The sequence below is a fragment of the Bordetella tumulicola genome (assembly GCF_965138755.1).
Lineage (GTDB): Bacteria > Pseudomonadota > Gammaproteobacteria > Burkholderiales > Burkholderiaceae_B > Bordetella_A > Bordetella_A tumulicola.
In genome coordinates this window covers 29,987-52,191 of record NZ_CBCSFP010000017.1, presented here as the reverse complement: position 1 = coordinate 52,191, position 22,205 = coordinate 29,987, and the positions used below count along the sequence as shown (strand labels likewise).

The window sequence follows — 22,205 nt, the reverse complement described above, 5'->3', positions numbered from 1 at the left end:
ACAACTTAGCCAGGAGACAGATGATGAAGATGCACAAGCGGTTTGTCGGATTGATGGTGGGCCTGAGTATGGCCCTGGGAACGAGTGCGGGGCTGGCGGCCGGCTATCCGGATAAGCCCGTCACGCTGGTCGTGCCGTATCCGGCAGGGGGCGCGACGGATGTGATCGCCCGCATGATTGCGGAGAAACTGCCGGACACATGGGGGCAGCCCGTTGTGGTCAACAATCGTCCGGGTGCCGGCACGACAGTGGCCGCCGAGGCGGTGGCGCGTGCGCCGGGTGATGGTTATACGCTGTATATGACGACGGCCGCCCACACGATCAGCGCCAGCCTGTACAAGAAGCTCAACTACGATCCGCTGAAAGATTTTGCGCCGATCACGCTGACCGCGACGATCCCCCTGGTGTTAGTCACCACGCCTTCGTTGAAGGTCAAGACGCTGGACGAACTGATTGCGTATGGCAAGAAGGCGCCCGACGGGATGACGATGGCATCCACGGGCAATGGCACGCCGCAGCATTTGACGGGCGAGATTTTCAAGTCGAAGACGGGCCTGAATCTGATTCATGTGCCCTACAAGGGTGACGCGCCGATGTTGACCGATCTGCTCGGCGGTCAGGTGCAGATGGCCTTTGTGACGCTGTCGGCTGCGTTGCCGCATATTCAGGCGGGCAAGCTTAACGCGGTCGCCCTGGCGCATTCGCGTCGTGTCGATGCGATCAAGGATGTGCCGACCATGGACGAGAGTGGGATGAAGGGCTTTGAGGCGGCGACGTGGTTTGGGCTGTTTGCGCCTGCCTCGATGCCGGCGGATCAGCGCGAGAAAATCTATCAGGACGTGTCCAAGATCGTCGGCACGCCCGAGATGACCAAGAAGCTGCAAGCCATGGGGGGCGACGTGAACAATAGTTCGCCCAAGGAATTCCAGGACTTTATCAATGCCGAAGCGGCACGCTGGGCCGAGGGCGTGAAGCTGTCGGGCGCGCAAGTCGATTAACGCGCGGCATTGATCATTTTCGACAGGAAATAGACATCATGAGTCAATCGGATCAGGAATTGTTGGCGCGCTGCGCCGAGATCGGAACCAGTACGTGGGCGGATGCCATGGACACGCTGGGAATCGTCGGCGTGACGCAGGGAATCACACGTCGGGCGGGGCAGGGACGTGTCGTCGGCTTTGCGGTGACGGCGCGCCATGTCTGGGGCGAGTTGGGCGATTTTGAAAAGTCGGATTTTGCGGTGGGTCGGCTGGTAGCGGCGACAGGGCCAGGGCGCGTGCTGATGGTCGATGCCGGGGGCGCATGCATTTCGACGTTCGGCGGTATCGCGTCGATGGCGGCCTCGAAACGGGACGCGACCGCCGTCGTGATCGATGGGGCATGCCGGGATGTCGATGAGATCCAGGAGACGGGACTCTGGCTGGCCAGCCGTCATGTGACGCCGCTGACGGGCAAGACGCGGCTGCGATTGCAGTCCATGGGCGAGGCCGTCACGATAGGCGGTGTTGCCGTCGCCGAGGGGGATCTGGTGGTTGGCGATGATACCGGCCTGATCGTGGTGCCACGCGGGCGTCTGGAAGAGGTCCTGGTGGCTGCGCAGCAGGCCCTGGAGGTCGATGGCCGTGTCGAGCAGGGAATCCGTGACGGTATGAGTTTTGCCGAGGCGGCCGCCGCGGCGAACTATATTCCTGCCAGCACCGGAGGCCGTGGGTGACGCTTTACGATGTGGTGCAGGTGGCATCGTTAGGCCAGGGCTTCGATGAGCGGCTGGCGGCACGCTATCGCGTCCTGCAAACCTGGCAGTCCCCGCGGGGACTGGCGGGGTTTGGTGATGAGCTGAAAAGTGTGCGGGTGGCGGTGACGTCGGTGCGACATGGTTTTACGCAAGCGATGTTTGAGGCCATGCCCGCGTTGCAAGCGGTCTGCAGCTGGGGTGTTGGCCACGATACCCTGGATCTGGCGGCCGCGGCGGATCGCGGCGTCGCCGTGAGCACGACCCCGGGTGTGCTCGATGATTGTGTGGCCGATTTGGCCTGGGCGTTGTTGCTGTCGACCGCGCGGCGTACAGCCGAGGGCGATCGCTATGTCAAAACGGGGCAGTGGCGGGCGCTGGGGCAATTTCCATTGACGACCAAGGTGTCGGGCAAGCGACTGGGCATCCTGGGGCTGGGCCGTATTGGGGAAGCCATCGCCCGACGCGGGACGGGTTTCGATATGGCGGTTCGCTATCACAGCCGTACGCCTCGGCAGGGCGTCCCCTATGGCTACGAGGCGTCGTTGGTGGCGCTGGCGGGGTGGTCGGATTTTCTGGTGGTGGCTTGCGTGGGCGGTGCGGCCACGCGACATCTGGTGAATGCGCCAGTGCTTCGTGCGCTGGGGCCGCGAGGGATTCTGATTAACATCGCACGCGGCAGCGTGGTCGATCAGGCGGCGCTGTTAAGTGCGTTGCGTTCGGGCGAGCTCGGCGGGGCGGGGCTGGATGTACTGGAGCAAGAGCCTGCGCCGGCAACGGAGTTTGCGGCGTTGGATCAGGTGTCGTTGATGCCGCATGTGGGCAGTGCGACTCGCGAGACGCGCGAGGCGATGTCCGAGCTGGTGCTGGATAACGTGATCGCGTTCATGCAGTCCGGCAAACTCTTGACGCCTATCGCATTGCGGGAGTCGTCGTAATGGCGCAGGCGAGATTGTTGGCCGATCTGAGGGCCTGTGTCGGGCCGGAGCATGTGCTGACCGGCGATGATGCTGTGCCGTATCTGACCGACTGGCGAAAGACCGTGACGGGGCGTGCGGTGGCGGTGGTGCGGCCCGCGAATCGTGATGAGGTGGCTCAGGTGGTGCGCCTGTGCGCGGCGGCCGGTGCGCCCGTGGTGCCGCAGGGAGGCAATACGGGTCAGGTGGCCGCGGCCACGCCGGATGCCAGTGCTTCGGCTGTGGTGCTGTCGTTGCTGCGGTTGAATCGAGTCCGTGCCATTGATCCGGATAACGACACGGTGACGGTCGAGGCGGGTTGCGTCTTGCAGACCGTGCAAGAGGCGGCACGAGAGGCCGGCAGGTTGTTTCCCCTGTCGCTGGGGGCAGAGGGCAGTTGCACGATCGGCGGGAACCTGGCGACCAATGCCGGGGGGACGCAGGTCCTGCGCTATGGCAACGCACGAGAGTTGGCGTTGGGGCTGGAGGTGGTCACGCCCGAGGGCGAAATCTGGGACGGGCTGCGTGGCCTGCGCAAGGACAATACCGGCTATGACCTGCGTGATTTGTATATCGGCAGTGAAGGCACGCTGGGCGTCATTACCGCCGCCGTTTTGAAGCTCTTTCCGTTGCCGCGCGCGCAACGTACCGCGCTGATCGCGACGCCGGGGTTGTCGCAAGCCCTGCTGCTATTGCAACGTGCCCGCGCGGGTTTTGGCGCGGAGCTCACGGCGTTTGAGGTGATGGCCACGCCCTGTTTGCGCGATGTGACGCGTGCCTTTGCGCAGCAGCGATTGCCGTTTACCGAGATTGACGACGACATGTGGTGCGTGCTGTTGGAAGTCTCCGATAACGAGGGCGAACAGCACGCGCAAGATCGGCTCGAGGTCGTGTTGTCGGGGGCATTGGAGGCCGGCGAGGTGTCGGATGTAGTTGTCTCGGTGTCCGAGTCGCAGAGTGCGGCGTTCTGGCATTTGCGCGAGAGCATTACGTTGGCGCTCGCGCAGGCCGACGTTTGCGTCAAACACGATATTTCATTGCCGGCGTCGAAGATCCCTGACTTTGTACGAGAGACGGATCGGGCGTTGGCGACGGCGTTTCCCGGTGTTCGTATGCGCGTGTTTGGGCATTTGGGTGATGGCAATCTGCACTACAACCTGTTGCCGCCGCGTGGTGCGTCCAAGGCGGATATTCAACGCCTGGTCCATGACCGCGTGCACGCGGCGGGGGGTTCGATCAGCGCGGAACAGGGCATCGGCCAACACCGTGTCGAGGATCTGGAACGCTACAAGAGCGACGTGGAGTTGGCGCTGATGCGGCGGATCAAAACGGCGCTCGATCCGCGGGGTGTGATGAATCCGGGCAAGGTGCTGCCTATGGAATCGAAAGGCGATTGTCCGTAGGCCGCGATGCGAAAGTGGCGTGTATCCGGTGTCTGTTCTGGTGCCTGTATTCGGTGCGTAGATTTGGTGTGTATATCTTCTACGGACCTTCATTTTTATTGATCTGAGGAGACAAAATGATGTTTGGTTTTCGCAAGCGCTTTGCGCGTGCCGCGCTTTCCGTGGCGGCACTGTGCGCCACCATGCCGGCCTGGGCATGGCCCGATCAACCTATCGAGTTGATTGTGGGTTTTGCACCGGGTGGAGGTACGGATATCACCGCCCGTTCGTTGGCCGTGTTTCTGGAAAAGGAACTGGGGACGACGGTCGTGGTACAGAATAAGCCGGGTGCATCGAGCGCCATTGCGCTGTCGTATGTGGCGCGCGCCAAGCCCGATGGCTATACGTTGGCAATGACGAATATGCCGGGGCTCGTGTCATTGCCTATTGAACGCGATGCGGGATTTGCGACGACGGATTTCACCTATTTGGCGAATCTGGTGCGCGATCCGAGTGCATTCAGCGTGGCGAGCAACAGCCCGTATCAATCGTTGGAGGCGTTGATTGCCGATGCTCGTGCCAAACCAGGCACGATCAGCTATGGCTCCACCGGTGTGGGCACGGACGACCATTTGGCGTTGGTGCTATTCCAGAGTTTGACGGGCACAAAGTTGAATCACGTGCCGTATAACGGCGCGGGGCCGCTGCGCACGGCGGTGTTGGGTGGGCATACGGTGATTGGGGGTTTGAACCTCGGTGAAGTCATGCCCTATCACGGAAAGAATATGCGTGTGCTGGCGCAGGCGAGTGAAAAGCGGTCGCCGTTAGGGCCGGACGTGCCGACGTTCAAGGAATTGGGTGTCGATCTGGTCTTCGCGTCCGAGCGCGGTATCGTGGCGCCCAAAGGTTTGCCTGACGAGGTATCGGAGAAACTGCGCCAGGCCTTGGGCAAGGTCGCTGCCAATCCTGAATTTCAGGCCAAAATGAAGCAACAGTTCACCGAAATGGATTATCTCGATGGACCTCAATGGCAAGAGCGTCTAAAGGGTGATGATGTGCGCCTGCGTGAAATCTGGGCAAACACTCCCTGGGTGGAATAAATCGGCGGGGGCAAGGTGCAGGCCCTGTGAAAATCCCCTTTGTCTTAAGTAGGGAATGACGTTAACAGGGCCTTTACAGTGACACCCCGAAGAGCTGCTTTAACGCGCTGCGCCCGGAGGGGGTGACCGCGACAGCGCGTGTGCTATCGAGTCGCCGGACCCAACCCTGTTGTAGGTAATGTTGCAGCAGGGCGGCGCCGAGTGTGCCTGCGATATGGTGGCGTCGTTCGCTCCAGTCCAGACAGGGGCGGCAGAAAATGCGGCCGGATTTTCGATGTGTGGGATGCGTCGTCGCGAGGTCGATGTTGATCCCGAGTTCATGGAGCAGCGATGCGCCTTTGGGTGTGAGCGCACCGGCCTCCGAGGTCATCTCGATGTGCCCCGTATCGATCATGCGGTCGGTGATGGCGACGGCGATCTCGCCCGCCAGGTGGTCATAGCAGGTGCGCGCGTAACGCAGGGCCTTGTCGCGGGGGCCGGTGACGACGGTGGGGCCGCGCTTTGCCGTGCCTTGTTCACGTTCGATCGACACCGACATGAGGTGTTCCAGCATGCTTGCCACGGCGGGCGTGGCGAGTCGATGATACTGATGGCGCCCTTGCTTTTCTCGGGTCAATAGACCGGCCCCGCTCAGCTTTGACAAGTGCCCGCTGGCGGTTTGCGGGGAGATCCCCGCGACGTGTGCGAGCTCAGTGGCGGTCAGTGCGCGTCCATCCATCAGGGCGGCGAGCATGTTGGCGCGCGCCAGGTCGCCGATGAGTGCGGCGGTTTCAGCCAGTGCTGCGGTGCTAACCATGGTCGCTCCTGTGGTGAGGCCCAGGGCATTTCGGTGAAATGGCGGTGGGATTTCAGGCAAGCTTAGCAACTTTTCAGCCAGCGATGCTACGGCCTGGACCGTAGCATCGCGTGGTCGGCGCGTGGCAAAGTGTGCGGACTGAATTCTGGAATTTTCCGCTATGTCTACCGCATCGGTGTTGCCGCAATCTGGTTTTTTCGGCGTATGGGTGGTCAGGGCCGCCTTTGTGCTGGCCATGTTTGGCTGGGGGGTAGGGTTCTACGGGCCCGCGATTTATCTGGCGCAGGTGATTACGCGCACGGGGTGGTCGCTGGAGATGGTCTCGGTGGCGGTGACGGTGCATTTTCTGTTTGGCGCGATCGTGGTGGCAAACTTGCCGCGTTTACACGCGTGGATGGGACTCGCGCCGAGCATCGCCCTGGGCGCAGTGTGTACGGCGATAGGGGTGTTGGGATGGGCGGTGGTGTGGCAACCTTGGCAGCTCTTTGTGGTGGCGCTGGTGGGCGGTGCGGGGTGGGTGATGATGGGTGCTGTTGCCGTCACTGCACTGGTTTCGCGATGGTACGCCGCCGGTCGGCCTGTCGCGCTGGGCAAGGCCTATAACGGCGCCAGTATCGGCGGGGCGGTTTTTGCGCCGTTGTGGGTGGCGTTGATTCAGGGACTGGGGTTTCCGGGAGCGGCGGCGTTGGTCGGGGTCGTCATGGTGGTCGTGGTCGCGGGGCTGAGCGTGACGGTTTTTTCTCAGACGCCCGAGCGGCAGGGGCAATCGGTCGATGGCTATGCGGGGGCGGTGGTGAACGTCACGCCCGCCGCATCGGCGGGCAAGACAGATGCGGCCAGGCCTGCGGCATTACCCGGTAAGGCGCTATGGCGCGATCGCGCGTTTTTGACCTTGGCCATCGGAATGGCAATCGGCTTGTTTGCGCAGATTGGTTTGCTGGCGCATTTGTTCAAACTGTTGGTGCCTACGCTGGGTGCGCAGAACGCCGGGTTGTTGATGGGCGGCGGCACGGCGTGCGCGATTGTCGGCCGGGCGGTGGCCGCGCGAGCGATCACGTATGTCGGGGATCGACGCGTGATTGCCGCGGCCAGCTATGGCATGCAGGCCGTGGGGTCCGCGGTACTGCTGTTCGCGTCGCCTGATGGAGTTTGGCCTATTGTGTTGGGCGTTGCGCTGGTGGGGGCAGGGATCGGTAACGCGACGTCGTTGCCACCGTTGATTGCGCAGACGGATTTTGCGACGCGGGATGTGCCACGCGTGGTCGCGTTGATTGTGGCAATGAGCCAGGGGACTTATGCGTTTGGGCCGGCCGTGTTTGGCTTGCTGCAGCATTCGTCGGCGGTGGATGGACCGATGACGATCGGGCCGGATTCCCGTTTGCTGTTTGCGACGGCGCTGGTGATTCAGGTGATGGCGGCAGCTGTGTATTTGGCTGGCCGGCGTCGTGGTTCGGTGGACGCAAAGCGGCTGTGATGCGTTGCGTCCGACCTGTTATCAATTCGCCTTGAAGCCGGTGGCTTTGACGACGGCGGTCCAGCGTTCGGCCTCGGTCTGCAGCAGGCGTTGCAGGTCCTGGCGCGTGGACCCGACGATGGTGAACCCCGCATCGCCCAGCGTGCGTGTTGCCTCGGGAGTGCGCAGCGCGGCGGCGCTTTCGGTCTGCAGGCGATCCAGGATGGCGTCGGGGGTGCCGGCCGGCGCAAACAGGGCGAACCAGGCCCCGAAGTCGACTTTGCCATAGCCGGCTTGGCCAAAGGTGGGCACGCCGGGCAAGGTGGCTGAGGGCTGGGCGCCGGTGATGGCGAGGGCGCGCATTTTGCCGCCCTTGACTTGGGGGGCCGCGAGCGCGGTGGTGACAAAGGCCGCCTGGACACCGCCCGAGATCAGCGCCGAGACCGCGTCGCCGGTGGAGCGGTAGTGGACGGGTTCGATCTGCATGCCGACTTCGCGGGCAAAGAGTTCGGCGCCAAAGTGACCGGGAGTGCCCGCGCCAAAAGTGCCAAAGTTCACGCGGTCTTTGGTGTCTTTGCCGGCGTTGACAAAGTCTGCCAGATCTTTGTAGGGGGAGGTGGCGGGGACGACCAGCACAAAATCAGCGCGGACGACTTCGGAGATCGGGGCGAAGTCTTTGGCGGGGTTGTAGTTCAGGTTGTTATAGGTGGCGGGCGAGATGCTGATGGAGCCAACTTCACCCAACAGCAGGGTGTAGCCGTCGGCGGGACTGCGCGCGACGGCTTGGGCGGCGATTTGGCCGCCAGCGCCGGCGCGGTTTTCCACAACGACGCTTTGTTTCAGGCGCTCGCCGAGTTGCTGGGAAAGGGTGCGAGCGACGATGTCCGGCCCGGTGCCCGGCGGGAAGCCGACGTTCAGGCGAATGGGGGCGTCAGGATATTGGGCAAAGACGGCGGCGGGCAGGCACAGCAGCGCGGTGAGGATCAGTCGACGCAGGGGGAATTGCATGGGTTGTCTCCTTGATTTGGCGATAGGGGCTATGGGTGCGTTGCCGATAGCGATATGTGAGGGCGTGCGTGGTGTCGTGGGGTCAAGCGTGAATGAATGCGGCGAGTGAGTGAGCGCGAGTCGGTGTCGTCGGTATGGTCCACGTGGTTGTGTGTTGGGTGATCAAACAACCGTTCAGCAGACTCGGTAAAAGCAGAGTTCGACGTGATCCGGAAAACGTGCGCCGGTGCCGATGAAAATCTGGTCGTGCAACCAGGCGAGCTCGGGGGCGGCGGTTTCAAATCGCGGGTAGCTGCGAAAGTAAATGCGCGACGGGTCGACGCGTTCGCCACGCGCGAGCTTGGCGATGTCCTCGGCACTGCCGGTACGGATGCCGGTGTTTTCGACATAGACACGGTGGCCTTCGGCGGTTTCGATGACGTAGCGCGCGTGGATGTCTGTATATGTCGCCGTACGTATCGATTGAAAATCGGCGCCGCCGGGCAGGATGATGCCGTTGAGCACGGGGCCCGCGACGATGCCGCCCGTGATCGGAATGACACGGCGACGGCCCTGCGGGGTGTCGCCGACCTCTTGGGGCGGGCCGACCTGTACGTGCAGGGTGGCGATGTGCTCGAGTGGCGGGGGCGTCGGGGATGTCGAGGGCGTGGTCATTTCTTTTCTCAGGATTGACGGCGCAGGGCGGCGGGATCGAAGCCGGCCAATTGCTTGTAGCGCAGTGAGATGGTTTGCAATTCGTCTTCGGGAATGATGTCGGCGATGTGGTTGAAACCTTGCGGTGCGCGCTCTTCGGCCATTTGCATGACTTGTTCGGGGCCATTGAGGCGGTTGCGCAGTACGATCCCGGCGGTGCGCGGTAGGCGTTCGGCTTCGTATTCGAGCAGGGCGGTTTCCAGGACGCGCAGTTTGCCTTGGCGGGCCTGTGCCAGGCTGTCTGCCAGGCAGCGCGCGTCCAGGATGGCTTGTGCCGAGCCGTTCGAGCCGATGGGGTACATCGGGTGTGCGGCGTCGCCCAGCAGGGTCAGGCGACCCTTGGTCCAGCGTGGCAAGGGATCCCGATCGACGAGCGGAAATTCGTAGATGGCCTGGGCGCCGTCGATGATGGACGGGATATCGATCCAGTCCCAGCGCCAGTCGGCAAAGCGGTCGGCAAAGATCGATTTGTCGACGCGGCGATTCCAATCGGTGGCGGGCAGGGTGGCGGCGGGAATGGCGAGTTCAGCGATCCAGTTGATCAGTGATCGACCCTCGCGATGCAAGGCAGCCGAGATCGGATAGCAGACGAATTTCTGGTCTTGGTGGCCCGCCATGAACATGGTGCGGCCGTCGAGATAGGGCGGCGCTTCGGTGACGGCGCGCCACAGCATACGGCCCGAGAAACGGGGTTCGTCACCAGTGGGATAAAACTGGCGGCGCAATGCCGAGTGAATGCCATCGGCACCGATGACGGCGTCGCCCTCGACGGTATGAAGCGACCCGTCGGCGCGGCTGCGAAAATGCGCGCGCGCGTGTTGGGCGTCATGATCGGCGGACTCGAGCACCATGCCTGTCACGATGGCGTCATCACCGAGTCGCGCGCGCACGGCGGCGGCCAGCAGCATTTGAAACTCGCCCCGATGAATCGAAAATTGAGGCAAGGCATAACCTGCCTGCAGGCCACGCGGCTCGCGCCAGATGGGTTGGCCGAGCTTGTTGTAGTAGTGCAGGGCTGACGTCGGGATGGCGTGTTCGGCCAGGGTGTCCAGCAGGCCCAGTGGCTCGAGCTCGTTGACCGCATGAGGCAGCAGGTTGATGCCGACCCCCAGGGGGCGCAGTTCCTGACTGCTTTCGTAGACGCGGCACGAGATGCCCCGCTGATGCAGCATGAGGGCCAGCGTCAGTCCGCCGATCCCGCCGCCGGCGATCACGATATGCATAGCCATTTGTCTCCTGATTGTGGTGGGTTTTTCTGGATTTTATATTGTTATGTACCATAACAAAATAGGCGAATCGGCCACACTGGGGCTAACCCCGAATGCGTTTGGGTGCGTTAGGGACGGGATCAGGCTTGGGCCAGCCGCGCGATGTGGCATATGGGTAGCGTGGCTAGTCGGTCTGGAGTAGTGTGTAGTTCCTTTTGATCGTACGGATTGCCATGGTTTCAGCTTCTGCGTCACGACCCCGCCGGCCTGCTGCGCGCGGTGAACATTTCGAGCCTCATGTTGCCGGGGTGTCGTACGGCGCCCTGGATTCGCTGGTGGGCTATGCCATTCGCCGAGCACAAATTCTGATTTACGAGGATTTTCTGGCGGCACTGGCGCCGTGGGACATTACGCCCCAGCGGTTTTCGGCGCTGACGCTAATTGCGTCGAATGCCGATCTGAAGCTGACGGACGTGGCGCGTATTTTGGGGATCGCGCGGTCGGGGGCGGTGCAGTTGGTCGATCAGTTGCAGGCGATGGGCTATGTCACGCGTCGCGATGCGGCGGGGGATAAACGGGCCTATGCGTTGACGCTGACATCGGCGGGGCGACGGGCGCACACGAGCATCACGCGCGCGGTACGCGCNCACGATCAGCGTATTAGCGCGCAGCTAAGTGACGTGGAGCGCGAACAGTTGATCGGGCTGTTGGGACGGCTGGGATAGGTCAATTTCCGTACCGCGCAGGCCAAGCGCGATACTGCTACGCCTTTGCATGAGCTCGTGTCGCCAGGCTGGCGCCCCATGGCATACGCGGCCGGGATTGACTGTTTTCGGCTCAAGCGTCCAGCACGGGAACAAAGCCGCCGAAGATCATGCGCTTGCCGTCGAATGGCATGGATTCACCCATGTTCTGCATGCGGGGATCCGTCATCATTTTTTCGTTGGCGGCGTCGCGGACTTCTTTCGAGGGATATTCGAACCACGAGAACACGACGACTTCGTCGTCCTTGGCCTTGACCGCGCCGCGGAAGTCGGTGACCTTGCCGTCGGGGATGTCGTCGCCCCAGCATTCGACCACACGAGTCGCGCCGAATTCTTTGAAGATGGGGGCGGCGGCCGCGGCGTGCTTAATGTAGGCCTCTTTGTTGGCGGCCGGTACCGCGGCCACGAAACCTTCTACGTACTTCATCATCATCGGTCTCCTTGATTAAGCAGGGCGAGCCGCCTGCCATATTGGGTGAGGCTCAGATCTGACGAAACTGGATATCAATATAACGACTACCTCGTGTCAAAGAAAGTCCCGGTTACGGCGTGCACGGGACTGCCTGTCGGGGCTGGCCTAACGGCCAGTCCCGACGTTCAACGCGTTACGACAAGGGCAGGACGAGCACGCCTTGTGTGGCGGGGCGCATCATCAGGCGTCGATACCAGGCGGACATCGTCGGCGTGGCGGGCCGTTCGATGGGCATGGAGAGCCAGCGGTGGGCGACGCAGCCCAGCACAATGTCGGCCATGGAGAATTGGCTACCTGCGATGTATTCGTGTTTTTGCAGGGCGTTTTCGAGGATCAGGGCCAGGGCGTTGCCTTGACGTGTCGAGGCTTCGATGGCGGCCAGGTCGCGCTGGTCTTCGGGGGTGCGGATCAGCCCCCGAAACGCGGGCACGATGGCGAGTTGCCATTCGGTGGCGGTCCAGTCCATCCACTGGTCGGCCAGGGCGCGTTGGGCGACGTCTGTGGGCCAGAGGGCGCCTTCGCTGTAGCGAGCGGCCAGGTAGCGCACGATGGCGTTGGATTCCCACAGAATCAGGCCGCCGTCGTCAATGACGGGGACCTTGCGGTTGGGGTTCATGGCGCCGTACTCGGGCGTGTCCAGACCGCCAAATGCGCCGCCGACTTGTTCGGTGGTGTGGGGCAGCGCGAGCTCGCGCACCGCCCACAAGACTTTTTGTACGTTGACCGAGCTTGAGCGGCCCCAGATTTTGATCATGGTGATTCCTTAGGATTGCGGAGCGAGGTGGCGCCGCATGAAGCCTGTTTTGCGGCCAAAGCGGGACCAGTTGAAGGCGGGGCCGGGATCGGTTTTACGGCCCGGCGCAATGTGTTCGTGGCCCCAGACGGCTCGCAGCGGGTAGCGGGCGCGCAGTACGCGGCTGAGTTTGGCGAGCGTGGTGTACTGGGCGTCGGTGTAGGGCAAGGTGTCGGTGCCTTCCAGTTCGACGCCTAGCGAAAAATCATTGCAGCGCTCGCGCTTGCCAAAGCGCGAGGCGCCGGCGTGCCAGGCGCGCTTGCAGGTCGGGACGAATTGCACGAGGCTGCCGTCACGCCGGATGAAAAAATGCGCGGATACGCGCAGGCCGCGCAGTCGTTCGAACCAGGGATGAGCCGTGTAGTCCAGGCGGTTTTGGAAAAGCCTGGCCACGTGCGGGCCGCCGAATTGGTTCGGCGGCAGGCTGATGTTGTGGACGACCAGTAATGAAACCGTGGTGCCCGCTGGGCGGGTGTCGCAGTTGGGCGAGGGCAGCAGGCGCACGGCGGGTGTGGGCCTCAGCCACCCGTGTCGGTCAAGCTGTAGAAACATAGTCAGGACTCGTTAACGGGATGCGTAAACCCCATTATGCCTGCCTTGCTTGATCGATCAACCGGGATCGGCTTGGGGGGCTAGCGTTTGCCCAGTTTGGCGTGCTCGTGGCCGCACCAGGTGTTGCCCTCCAGGAGCAAGGCCTCGGAGCGTGGCAGGTGAATCCCGCAGTGGGCGCAGCGCACCATGGATTCGGCGGGTTGTTTGTCGCCGGGTTTGCGCGCGGCCGGCGCGGCCGGCGCAGGGGGCGTCTGGGAAGCCTGGCGCCTGGCGCTGTTGCGCGCGGACACAATCCGCATGATGACCATGACCGCCAGGATGACGACGACCCAAATTAAGACCTTGCCCACATCAACTCCGATGAAGAATGACTTCCAGCACAAACCGGCTGCCCGTGTAGGCGAGGATTAGAAACGCAAATCCGGTCAACGTCCAGCGCAATGCGACGCGACCGCGCCAGCCGCGGATGTGGCGGCCGAGCAGCAAGACGCCAAAGGTCAACCACGACAGCAGCGTGAAAACGGTTTTGTGATCAAACGGCAGGATGTTGCCTGTCAGGGACAGGGAGGCCATCGAGCCGCTGATGACCGCCGCCGTCAGCACGGCAAAGCCGATCCAGATGACCCGGAACAGGAGGTTTTCCTGGACGAGCAACGGCGGCTGCGCATCGAGGACGCGGCCGATGATGCTGCGCTCGGCGGGCGCCTCGAGCGGGCGGTGCAGGTGGCGGTCGAGCAGGGCCATCAGCAGGGCATGCAGGGCGGCTACGGTGATCAGCGCATAGGCCGCCAGCGCGATCAGCAGGTGCACGCGCAGCGAGCCGTAATCGGTATGGGGTACGACTTGCCCCTGGGGGAACAGCGCTGCCAGCACGCAGACCGCGGTAGCGGCCGGCACGAGCAGCAATTGCAGGCCGTCGATGCGTACAAGCAGGCTTTCGAGCCAGAAGATCACCATGCCCAGCCAGACGGCGGCCGACATGGCGATGGCCCAGCCAAGAAACAGGTGTGAGTTGCCCAGCATGGCCTGATAGAGACCGATGCCGTGCAATACCAGGGCGCCCAGGAGGGCCACCCGGGCGAGTTTGCCCGCTTTTTCGACGCTGCCTGCGCCCTGGAGGCGCCACCAGAGGCCCCCCGCGAGCACGGCATAGGCCAGGGCAGCCGCTGCGTGAAATACAATGCCTAATGACATAAAAACCGTTGTCTGGATGGGGCCGCTTAGGCGCTAGTCGCCGACAGGGGTAAAACCTGTCTGCCCGGGCCACCGTTCAATCAACTAGTGTAAGCGGAAACGCATCTCATGCTCGATAACCTGACACAACGTTTGTCGCGCGTCGTCAAGACGCTGCGCGGCGAAGCCCGCCTGACCGAGGCTAACACGCAGGAAATGCTGCGCGAAGTACGCATGGCCTTGCTCGAGGCCGACGTGGCCTTGCCTGTCGTGCGCGATTTTGTCGCGCGCGTGAAAGAAAAAGCCCTGGGCGAGGAAGTCGTGGGCAGCCTCAGCCCGGGCCAAGCCCTCGTTGGCGTGGTCAGCAAAGAGCTGACGTCGCTGATGGGCGGTGATCTGGGTGCCGGTGCGGGCGACCTGTCGCTGGCGGTGCAGCCGCCGGCCATTATCCTGATGGCTGGCCTGCAGGGGGCCGGTAAGACGACCACCACCGGTAAGCTCGGTCGTTGGTTGGCCGAGGGCAACCACGTCCAGAATGGCCGCAATACCGGCAAGAAAAAGGTCCTGACGGTCAGTGCCGACGTTTACCGCCCAGCTGCTATCGATCAGCTCAAGGCCGTGGCCGCCCAGGCGGGGATTGATTTCCTGCCGTCGGATCCCAGCCAAAAACCCGAAGACATTGCGCGTAACGCCGTCGACCACGCGCGTCGCCATCATTACGATGTGCTGATTCTGGATACCGCGGGTCGCCTGGGTATCGACGAAGCCATGATGCACGAGATCCGCGCGTTGTATGACCTGGTCAAGCCGATCGAGACGCTGTTCGTGGTGGATGCCATGCAGGGGCAGGATGCCGTGAATACGGCCAAGGCCTTTGCAGATGCGCTGCCACTGACCGGTGTGGTCCTGACCAAGCTGGACGGGGACGCGCGCGGTGGCGCGGCGCTGTCGGTGCGTCACGTGACGGGCAAGCCCCTGAAATTCGTCGGGGTGTCAGAAAAGCTCGATGGCCTGGAGCCATTTTATCCAGACCGGATGGCGCAACGCGTGCTGGGCATGGGCGACATTGTGTCGCTGGTCGAGCAGGCCCAAAAGAACATCGACATCGCCGAGGCGCAAAAGCTGGCGACCAAGCTCAAATCGGGCACCAAGTTCGATTTGAACGATTTCCGCGAGCAATTGGGCCAGGTGAAAAAGCTGGGCGATATGGGTTCCTTGCTGGAAAAGCTGCCCTCGCAGTTCCAACAGGCGGCTGGCCAATTGCAGGGGGGGCAGGCTGAAAAGCAGCTGCGCCGTACCGAAGGCATTTTGAATTCGATGACGGCGGCCGAGCGCGCGAAACCCGAATTGATCAAGGCGTCGCGCAAGCGCCGTATCGCAGCCGGCTCGGGCGTGCCTGTGCAAGAGGTCAATCGTCTGCTGGCCCAATTTGAGCAGATGCAGGGCATGATGAAGCAAATGAAAAAAGGTGGCATGGCCAAGATGATGCGCTCCATGGGCGGCATGAAGGGCATGGGACGCTTTGGCGGGATGCGTTAAAGGGCTACAGGCAAAAAAAGCCCCCACGCGGCGCCTTCGGCTTGCTGCCCCCCAAGGGGGCGCTTTTTTGCCTTGGGGCGGCCCGGCGGCAAAAAAACCCCGCGCGGCCTCCAGTGATGCGTGTGCCGGTACGGTAGCGCGGGGATGGAGGTGCGCGGTTGCGCCGAGGCGCGAGCGGCCGACAAGAACATCGCCACGCTGGGACGGCTGGAGAAGACCAAGGAAATAATCGAGCCATACTAATAGACGACCGGTCTAATGGGTGGTATATTCACCTCATGGATACTTTGCGCACCATTGAAACGAACGACGTTCGCCAGAGCATCCTTGCTAACGGCCAACGCATCATGGCCGGCAAGGGTTTCTCTGCCGTGGGCATCAACGAGATTCTGACCGCCGCGGGCGTTCCGAAGGGTTCGTTTTATCACTACTTCGGCTCGAAGGACGCCTTCGGCGAAGCCCTTCTCGAAAATTACTTCGAAGCGTATCTTGCCGAACTCGACGCCACCTTGGGGGCAGCGGGTCTGACCATGGCGCAGCGGCTGATGAACTACTGGACGTACTGGCAGGACAACCAACTGTTCTATGAATGCCAAGGCAAGTGCTTGGCGGTGAAGCTGGGCGCGGAGGTGGCCGACCTGTCCGAGGCCATGCGCCTCGCGCTTCAGCGCGGGACCACCGGCATCATCGACCGTTTGGCGGGCGCAATCCAGGCCGGCGTGAAGGAAGGTTCGCTGTCCGTAGAGGGTACGCCACAGGATGCCGCTCAAAGCCTTTATCAACTCTGGCTGGGCGCGAGCGTGATGGTGAAAATCGTTCGCAACCCACAACCTTTTGAGACGGCCATGACGGCCACTCGCCAAATGTTGCGTCTTTCCAGCTGACCGGAAGGGAAGATGTAGCTGCACTTCTGTAGAAGTGCTTTTTTTATATTGTCATAAAAGACGACCGGTCTAATTGTTTCCTTTCAATCTGGAGCAACAACATGAAAGTTCTGATGGTTCTGACTTCGCACGATCAACTCGGGAGCACGGGCCGCAAGACCGGCTTTTGGCTCGAGGAACTCGCCGCTCCCTATTACGTGTTCAAGGAGGCCGGCTACGAGATCGTGCTCGCGTCGCCGAAGGGCGGCCAGCCGCCACTCGATCCCAAAAGTAACGAGCCCGGTTTCCAGACCGACGCGACCCGCCGCTTCGAAGCGGACGTCGAGGCGAACAAGGCACTGACGAACACCGTGCAACTGGCCGACGTTTCTGCGGATGACTTCGATACTGTTTTCTATCCGGGCGGCCATGGCCCGCTTTGGGATCTCGCTGACAGCAAGGACTCGTCCGATCTGCTTGAGCGTTTCATCGCCGCCAACAAGCCCATCGCATTGGTTTGCCACGCGCCGGGCGTGCTGCGTCACGTGAAGAATGCCGAGGGACGCCCGCTGGTAGAGGGCAGGAAGGTGACGGGTTTCGCCAATACCGAGGAGGCTGCCGTCGGTCTGACCGAGATCGTCCCTTTCCTGGTGGAGGACGAATTGAAGGCCAAGGGCGGCATTTACTCGAGCGGTCCAGACTGGGGTTCGTATGTTGTGCAGGACGGCCTGTTGATCACCGGCCAAAACCCGGGCTCGTCGACCGCTGCCGCCCAGCGCCTGGTCGACGTACTCAAGGCATCGGCATAACCGCCTATGTGGTTTTCGTCTGCGAAGCGGTGAACGATAACCAGGCGATCGTTATCTGTGGGTCGCCGTGGCTGCACGTCATTGACAAAGGCGTAAGTCGAGACCGTGGTGACCCATATCGTTACGGACGTTTTTGGTGAATGCCGTTACTTTTGTCGAAAGAGCACCATGCCGCCGTGATGCAGTTCGTCTTGACTGACGAAGGTGCCATCGGCGGTAAACCCGGTATCGTCCCAGTAATTGATTTGGTTGCCACGGATCTCGTAGCGACCCTGATAATCACTTTCACGATTGCCTCGCGCTTCGTCGTAGCGGCCATTGGGCAAAAGCTCATGGCGAATGTATGCATCCGCCGTGACCCACATGCCGACATAGGTGTGTTGCTGCATAGCGTTGTCCTTTTCGTTGTCCTTTTGATGGGTGGCCGTGGATGCGTTGGCCGGCGGGCGTGTCGCCTCGTTGCCGACCGTTGGCTGAGCCGCTACGGACGCTGCCAGAACGGCAACTATGCCGACCGAGATCCACGTAATGATATTCACGGGTGTTCTCCGTTGGTCGTGGGCGCGGGGACGCGCCGCAGCACATCGTCATAGGGCGTAAGGTCGAGGAACGCGATGACTTCCACTGCGTTTCCGTCGCGCATGCGCAGTATCCATGCGTAGCTGTTGCGATAGGGGACGCCATCGCGCGCCATGCCTTCGCCATCCCAGTTGACAATGACATGGTCGCCGTCCGCCCAGACGCGCTTGTCTACTGGGCGTATCGGGGTCGAAAGGCGAGACACGAATGGACGCACGGCTTGATCGACGAAGACGTCGCGTCCCTGAAAGGTGCCCGCGCTGGGGCCGGACCCTTTGATTGTCCAGACGACATCGGGCGCGAGGAGCTCGTCGAAGAAGCCGGTCCCGCCGCTTTCCCAGCGATCGAAGGCTTCGGTGACGATCTGCTTGTTGCGGGACTCGGCGCTCGTGGCTTGAGAGGCGTACGTCGACTGCGGTAGCAAGGCGAAGCTGGCAACGACGCCGAGGGCGACGAGGCCTGCGCGGAATCGGAGAGAGGTCAGCAATGGCATGTATTCGATCCTTTCATTGGTCAGTGGTTGGACTGGGAGGTGATCGCGTCGAGTGCTTCCTGGGACGCGCGTTGGGTGGCGATGTGTGCTTGAACAGTCTCGTGACGCACCCTTAGTGCAGAGGCTCGCTAACCGACATGTCGACCATCAAACGTCGCTCGCGGTTTGCCGTCATGGCTTGCGGTCGATGACGGTTGCGCCGCCAAACATCAGTTGCTGTGCCATGGGACGGCCCATGAACCGTTCGGGAAAGATCGGGTCCGGTGCGCTGGCTTGGTCGAGGCGGTCGAGTTGCGCTTGAGTGAAGGCCACGGCCAAGGCGCCGAAGTTGTCCTCGGCCTGCGCGAGCGTGCGTGCGCCCACGATCGGCGAGACGACGGCCGGATTGCGCAGCGTCCAGGCTAGCGCCACCTGCGAGCGCGAGACACCGAGTTCCCCGGCAATGTCGCCCACCACGTCGGCGATCGTCAGCGCGTGTTCGTTCAGGTGCCCAGTGGATGCGATGATGCCCTTGCGCGTGGGCGAGACGTCGGCGGCATTCTCGTCGGAAAGATCGGCACGGCTGTACTTGCCGGTGAGGATGCCGCCGCCGAGTGGAGACCAGGGCAACACGCCTAGACCCAGCGCCTGCGCCATCGGAATCAGTTCATGTTCGACGGACCGCTCGACCAGGCTGTACTCGATCTGCAGTGCGACGAACGGCGACCAGCCGCGCAGGTCGGCGATCGTCTGCATTTGTGCGACACGCCAGGCCGGCGTATTGCAGATCGCGACGTACAGGATTTTTCCTGCCCGCACCAGATCGTCGAGCGCCCGCATTACCTCTTCGGGGGTCGTGGTGAAGTCCCACGCATGGACATGGAGGAGGTCGATCCGATCCGTATCCAGTTGGCGCAGACTGGTCTCGACGGAACGCACGAGGTTCAAGCGGTGATTGCCGCCTGAGTTCGGATTGCCCTGTTCGCGCGCCATCGTGAATTTGGTGGAAAGCACGATGCGCTCTCGCTTGTCCTTGATGAGGCCACCCAGGATTCGTTCAGCGCTACCGTTGGTGTAGTTGACGGCGGTGTCGATGAAATTACCGCCGCGATCGACGTACGCATCGAAAATGCGCTTTGCCTCGGCGTCGTCGGTACCCCAACCCCAATCGGCGCCGAAGGTCATGGTGCCGAGTGCCAAGGGTGAGACGCGAAGGCCGGAGCGTCCGAGCAAACGGTACTGGTCGAGAGAGTTTGATGTCGTCATGGGTCGCAATCCTGTCGCGCATCTGCGTCGTGTGGTGATTTGCAGAATCGCGTCGTGTGGTTGATTGACAGAATCTTCGTTCAACCCCTGCTGATGCGGGTAGCCTGCTTGTCCGATTTGCTTGCACGATCGTCCTACGCCGGGTGTTTTTGTCTTTTGGTTTTTTTATTGCCCGCGTAACATGGCCGCCATGAACACACTCGATACGCTCGTCGATCTCATCGGCCGGCATGCGCCCGTCGATGGCACGCACGAGACCCCGATTCCGGGGGTGAAGTTGATTCGCGCCTCTTCCCCGACCCTGCCGATGCCGGTGATCTACGCGCCGACGCTCTGCTTGGTTGCCCAGGGCACCAAGCGGGCCGCCCTCGGCACGACGACCTATCGCTACGACCCGGCGCATTTCCTGGTCGCCTCCGTTGAGCTACCGGTGATGGGGGCGGTGATCAAGGCAAGCGCGAGTCATCCCTACCTATGCCTGCAGCTTGATCTGGATTCGGCGGAGCTCTCGGATATTGCGATCCGCTACCCGGCATCGGAGAAGGACGCGGTCGCCATCCCCGCTGGATTGACGCTGAACAAGACTACCCCGCCCTTGCTCGATGCGGCGATTCGCCTGGTTGGATTGCTCGATACTCCGCATGACATCGATGCGCTCGCGCCGCTCACGCTGCGCGAAATTCTCTATCGCCTCTTGACCGGCGCCGGTAGTGGCGTCATCCGGCACATGGCCCAGAGAGACAGCCGTCTGAACCAGATCGCCCGCGCGATCGTCTGGATCAGGGGGCAGTTTCGTGGCCCGTGCCGCATTGAAGACGCGGCCGAGGTCGCAGGAATGAGCCGCTCGACGTTTCACCTTCACTTCAAGGCGGTCACGACCATGAGCCCCATCGAGTTCCGTACGCAGTTGCGAATGCAGGAAGCGCGTCGGCTGATGGTGAGCGATGCGATGGACGCGGCCAGTGCGGGCTTTCAGGTCGGCTATGAAAGCCCATCTCAGTTCAGCCGCGACTATGGTCGGATATTCGGCATGCCTCCGGCCAGGCACGCCAGCCAGACGAGACAGCAAATAGAAAGTCCCCACGCTGCGCCGTAGGCGCGCGGTCCCCGGCAGCAAAAAAAACGGCCAGACAGGCGTCTGGCCGAGTTGACCAAAGCGAACGGGGATTAGTCCGCTCTGGTGCAAACTGGCAAACGCTACGGGGCTTGCCAGTTTGTGCTGTGGTGTTTAGTTCAGCGGCGGGATGCGCAGAACTTGGCCCGGGTAGATCTTGTCCGGATGGCTCAACATTGGCTTGTTGGCCTCGAAAATGACAGTGTGCTTGGCACCCTGGCCAGCGCCGTATTGAGCTTCGGCGATTTTCCAGAGGTTGTCACCCTTTTGTACGGTGTACATCTTGGCGTCCGGCGAGGCTTGCTTGGCGGACAGTTGGTTGTCGACCTGGGCCACACCTACGGTGTTACCCAGCGCCAGGGCGATTTTCTCGGCGTCTTCGGTCGAGGCGGCTTCGCCCGAGACGGTGACTTTGTCGCCGTTGACTTGGATGTCCAGGCCTTCGGCATTCAGGCCGTGCTTGTCCAGTTCTTTCTTCAGTTCGTCGACCGTCGCCGCTTGGGCTTCGCTGGCGCCAAAGAGTTTTTCACCGACATCTTTAATAAAGCTTAGCAGACCCATAGTGTTTCCTTTTTGACTGTTAAGAAACGTTAAGTGCTTAATGGCAGAAGATGGCAGAATTTGGCTTGATTTCGCCACCTACTGGAGATTGATTATGGGCCGAATCGATGAGCGATGTGCTGATGCTCGACTGAAAATGTGTAACTAAATATTGTCAAACAGGGGCGTGAAGGGATCCGGCAGCCGACCGTCGGGTGAGCTTCCACACATGTGCGGGAGGCATGTTGGCCAAGACGGTTTCGACGCGGCGCGCTCGCAGCCCCAGACGATCGAGGACGCGTTGGCGCACCGGGCAACGGGGGCCATAGGTAAATAGGACCATTGAACCCCCGGGCTTGAGGTGTGCAAAGGTGCTGCGTAGGATGCCGATCTGCTGTTTGACGGGCATATTCAGCAAGGGCAAGCCACAGACGGCCGCCCCGGCGAGCCCATCGGCGAACAAGGGCAGGCCGGCGAGCTTGCCGGCATCGCCTTGGTATACGTACGCTTCGGGGAAATCGTGCCGCAATTGCTTCGCGAATTGCGGGTCCATTTCGATGAGCGTCAATTGGGCGGAGGATAGGCCGCGTGCGACGAGCGCACGGGTAAAGGCGCCTGTCCCGGCGCCGAGTTCCAGACACGGGCCCGAGGTCGGGCCAATGTCGCGCGTCATGGCGGCGGCCAAGCGTGCGCTAGAGGGCCAGATGGCGCCAATGCCTTTGGGGTTGGCACGCCAGGCGCGTACAAAGCGCACGCGCTCGGCGATCCAGGAGTGGCGACCGATGCGACCCGCGACATGGCCGGTCGCGCGGCCCGCAACACCTGCAATACGAAACAACCGCGAGCCGATGGGCAGACCGGATGGATCCTCGGTCAGGAACTTCAGCAGCATGTAGAACTCCTGTGGGCGGAGCGAATTTGTTGGGGTGCAACATGACAGG

The 22,205-nt window shown here is 62.0% G+C and carries 24 protein-coding genes and 1 pseudogene; 11 read left to right on the top strand and 14 right to left on the bottom strand.

The features are described 5' to 3' along the window. Positions 1–20: 20 nt before the first annotated feature. The 5 genes from ACNAZS_RS25640 to ACNAZS_RS25620 all read left to right on the top strand — a co-directional run bounded on the left by ACNAZS_RS25640 (position 21) and on the right by ACNAZS_RS25620 (position 5,170). Positions 21–998 carry a Bug family tripartite tricarboxylate transporter substrate binding protein gene (locus tag ACNAZS_RS25640; RefSeq protein ID WP_415793393.1) on the top strand — a complete coding sequence of 326 codons (978 nt, stop codon included), beginning with the start codon at positions 21–23 and terminating at the stop codon, positions 996–998. 38 nt (positions 999–1,036) lie between these two features. Continuing rightward, positions 1,037–1,714, top strand: a complete 678-nt coding sequence (locus ACNAZS_RS25635) for an RraA family protein (protein ID WP_415793392.1) — start codon at positions 1,037–1,039, stop codon at positions 1,712–1,714. After that, the gene (locus ACNAZS_RS25630) at positions 1,711–2,670 is read left to right on the top strand and encodes a 2-hydroxyacid dehydrogenase (protein ID WP_415793391.1); all 960 of its coding nucleotides are present in this window, start codon (positions 1,711–1,713) and stop codon (positions 2,668–2,670) included. The genes ACNAZS_RS25635 and ACNAZS_RS25630 overlap by 4 nt, the downstream gene beginning before the upstream one ends. Then, a complete protein-coding gene (locus ACNAZS_RS25625) occupies positions 2,670–4,091 on the top strand; it encodes an FAD-binding oxidoreductase (protein WP_415793390.1) in 1,422 nt (473 codons plus the stop codon). Before ACNAZS_RS25630 ends, ACNAZS_RS25625 begins: the two co-directional genes overlap by 1 nt. A gap of 116 nt (positions 4,092–4,207) precedes the next feature. Further along, positions 4,208–5,170, top strand: coding sequence for a tripartite tricarboxylate transporter substrate binding protein (locus ACNAZS_RS25620; protein WP_415793389.1), 963 nt, complete (start codon positions 4,208–4,210; stop codon positions 5,168–5,170). Between the two features lie 73 nt (positions 5,171–5,243). Here ACNAZS_RS25620 and ACNAZS_RS25615 read toward each other — a convergent pair whose 3' ends face one another. Next, positions 5,244–5,966: an ArsR/SmtB family transcription factor gene (locus ACNAZS_RS25615; RefSeq protein ID WP_415793388.1), complete on the bottom strand. Its 723-nt coding sequence runs from the start codon at positions 5,964–5,966 to the stop codon at positions 5,244–5,246. Between the two features lie 160 nt (positions 5,967–6,126). Between ACNAZS_RS25615 and ACNAZS_RS25610 the strand changes: the two genes are divergently transcribed. Continuing rightward, complete coding sequence (locus tag ACNAZS_RS25610) at positions 6,127–7,440, top strand: MFS transporter (RefSeq protein ID WP_415793387.1); 1,314 nt, start codon at positions 6,127–6,129, stop codon at positions 7,438–7,440. A gap of 21 nt (positions 7,441–7,461) precedes the next feature. Here the strand turns inward: ACNAZS_RS25610 and ACNAZS_RS25605 are convergent, their stop codons facing one another. The 3 genes from ACNAZS_RS25605 to ACNAZS_RS25595 all read right to left on the bottom strand — a co-directional run bounded on the left by ACNAZS_RS25605 (position 7,462) and on the right by ACNAZS_RS25595 (position 10,343). Then, a complete protein-coding gene (locus tag ACNAZS_RS25605) occupies positions 7,462–8,427 on the bottom strand; it encodes a Bug family tripartite tricarboxylate transporter substrate binding protein (RefSeq protein WP_415793386.1) in 966 nt (321 codons plus the stop codon). Positions 8,428–8,601: 174 nt separating this feature from the next. Then, entirely contained in the window at positions 8,602–9,081 is a 480-nt protein-coding gene (locus ACNAZS_RS25600) for a DUF3237 domain-containing protein (protein ID WP_415793385.1), read from the bottom strand. Positions 9,082–9,089: 8 nt separating this feature from the next. Next, a complete protein-coding gene (locus ACNAZS_RS25595) occupies positions 9,090–10,343 on the bottom strand; it encodes a flavin-dependent oxidoreductase (RefSeq protein ID WP_415793403.1) in 1,254 nt (417 codons plus the stop codon). Between the two features lie 218 nt (positions 10,344–10,561). Between ACNAZS_RS25595 and ACNAZS_RS25590 the strand changes: the two are divergent. Further along, positions 10,562–10,974, top strand: a pseudogene (locus ACNAZS_RS25590) (MarR family winged helix-turn-helix transcriptional regulator); the annotation flags it as partial. 191 nt (positions 10,975–11,165) lie between these two features. Here the strand turns inward: ACNAZS_RS25590 and ACNAZS_RS25585 are convergent. The 5 genes from ACNAZS_RS25585 to ACNAZS_RS25565 all read right to left on the bottom strand — a co-directional run bounded on the left by ACNAZS_RS25585 (position 11,166) and on the right by ACNAZS_RS25565 (position 14,103). Beyond that, positions 11,166–11,519, bottom strand: coding sequence for a DUF1428 domain-containing protein (locus tag ACNAZS_RS25585; protein WP_415793402.1), 354 nt, complete (start codon positions 11,517–11,519; stop codon positions 11,166–11,168). 178 nt (positions 11,520–11,697) lie between these two features. Then, positions 11,698–12,318 carry a glutathione S-transferase family protein gene (locus tag ACNAZS_RS25580; RefSeq protein WP_415793383.1) on the bottom strand — a complete coding sequence of 207 codons (621 nt, stop codon included), beginning with the start codon at positions 12,316–12,318 and terminating at the stop codon, positions 11,698–11,700. A 9-nt stretch (positions 12,319–12,327) separates the two neighbouring features. After that, a complete protein-coding gene (gene ampD / locus ACNAZS_RS25575; protein WP_415793382.1) occupies positions 12,328–12,909 on the bottom strand; it encodes a 1,6-anhydro-N-acetylmuramyl-L-alanine amidase AmpD in 582 nt (193 codons plus the stop codon). Positions 12,910–12,989: 80 nt separating this feature from the next. After that, a complete protein-coding gene (locus tag ACNAZS_RS25570; RefSeq protein ID WP_415793381.1) occupies positions 12,990–13,259 on the bottom strand; it encodes a PP0621 family protein in 270 nt (89 codons plus the stop codon). 1 nt (position 13,260) lies between these two features. Beyond that, on the bottom strand, positions 13,261–14,103 hold the full coding sequence (locus ACNAZS_RS25565; protein ID WP_415793380.1) for a cytochrome C assembly family protein: 843 nt from the start codon (positions 14,101–14,103) through the stop codon (positions 13,261–13,263). Between the two features lie 108 nt (positions 14,104–14,211). Between ACNAZS_RS25565 and ffh the strand changes: the two genes are divergently transcribed. The 3 genes from ffh (at position 14,212) to ACNAZS_RS25550 (ending at position 17,293) form a co-directional block, all read left to right on the top strand. Beyond that, positions 14,212–15,621 (top strand): signal recognition particle protein, encoded by a 1,410-nt coding sequence (ffh, locus tag ACNAZS_RS25560; RefSeq protein ID WP_415793379.1) that lies wholly within the window; start codon positions 14,212–14,214, stop codon positions 15,619–15,621. A gap of 278 nt (positions 15,622–15,899) precedes the next feature. Further along, positions 15,900–16,505 carry a TetR/AcrR family transcriptional regulator gene (locus ACNAZS_RS25555; RefSeq protein WP_415793378.1) on the top strand — a complete coding sequence of 202 codons (606 nt, stop codon included), beginning with the start codon at positions 15,900–15,902 and terminating at the stop codon, positions 16,503–16,505. 101 nt (positions 16,506–16,606) lie between these two features. Next, positions 16,607–17,293, top strand: a complete 687-nt coding sequence (locus tag ACNAZS_RS25550) for a type 1 glutamine amidotransferase domain-containing protein (RefSeq protein ID WP_415793377.1) — start codon at positions 16,607–16,609, stop codon at positions 17,291–17,293. A gap of 146 nt (positions 17,294–17,439) precedes the next feature. On the opposite strand, the gene ACNAZS_RS25545 is transcribed toward ACNAZS_RS25550, so the two are convergent. The 3 genes from ACNAZS_RS25545 to ACNAZS_RS25535 form a co-directional block, all read right to left on the bottom strand. Next, positions 17,440–17,832 (bottom strand): Atu4866 domain-containing protein, encoded by a 393-nt coding sequence (locus tag ACNAZS_RS25545; RefSeq protein WP_415793376.1) that lies wholly within the window; start codon positions 17,830–17,832, stop codon positions 17,440–17,442. Beyond that, on the bottom strand, positions 17,829–18,359 hold the full coding sequence (locus ACNAZS_RS25540; RefSeq protein WP_415793375.1) for a nuclear transport factor 2 family protein: 531 nt from the start codon (positions 18,357–18,359) through the stop codon (positions 17,829–17,831). Before ACNAZS_RS25540 ends, ACNAZS_RS25545 begins: the two co-directional genes overlap by 4 nt. Positions 18,360–18,536: 177 nt before the next feature. Then, complete coding sequence (locus tag ACNAZS_RS25535) at positions 18,537–19,610, bottom strand: aldo/keto reductase (RefSeq protein WP_415793374.1); 1,074 nt, start codon at positions 19,608–19,610, stop codon at positions 18,537–18,539. Positions 19,611–19,800: 190 nt separating this feature from the next. Here ACNAZS_RS25535 and ACNAZS_RS25530 point away from each other — a divergent pair, with 190 nt between their 5' ends. Next, complete coding sequence (locus ACNAZS_RS25530; RefSeq protein WP_415793373.1) at positions 19,801–20,706, top strand: AraC family transcriptional regulator; 906 nt, start codon at positions 19,801–19,803, stop codon at positions 20,704–20,706. A 132-nt stretch (positions 20,707–20,838) separates the two neighbouring features. On the opposite strand, the gene lysM is transcribed toward ACNAZS_RS25530, so the two are convergent. Continuing rightward, complete coding sequence (gene lysM / locus ACNAZS_RS25525) at positions 20,839–21,285, bottom strand: peptidoglycan-binding protein LysM (protein ID WP_415793371.1); 447 nt, start codon at positions 21,283–21,285, stop codon at positions 20,839–20,841. Between the two features lie 154 nt (positions 21,286–21,439). Beyond that, entirely contained in the window at positions 21,440–22,156 is a 717-nt protein-coding gene (locus ACNAZS_RS25520) for a class I SAM-dependent methyltransferase (protein ID WP_415793370.1), read from the bottom strand. Between the last annotated feature and the right edge of the window lie 49 nt (positions 22,157–22,205).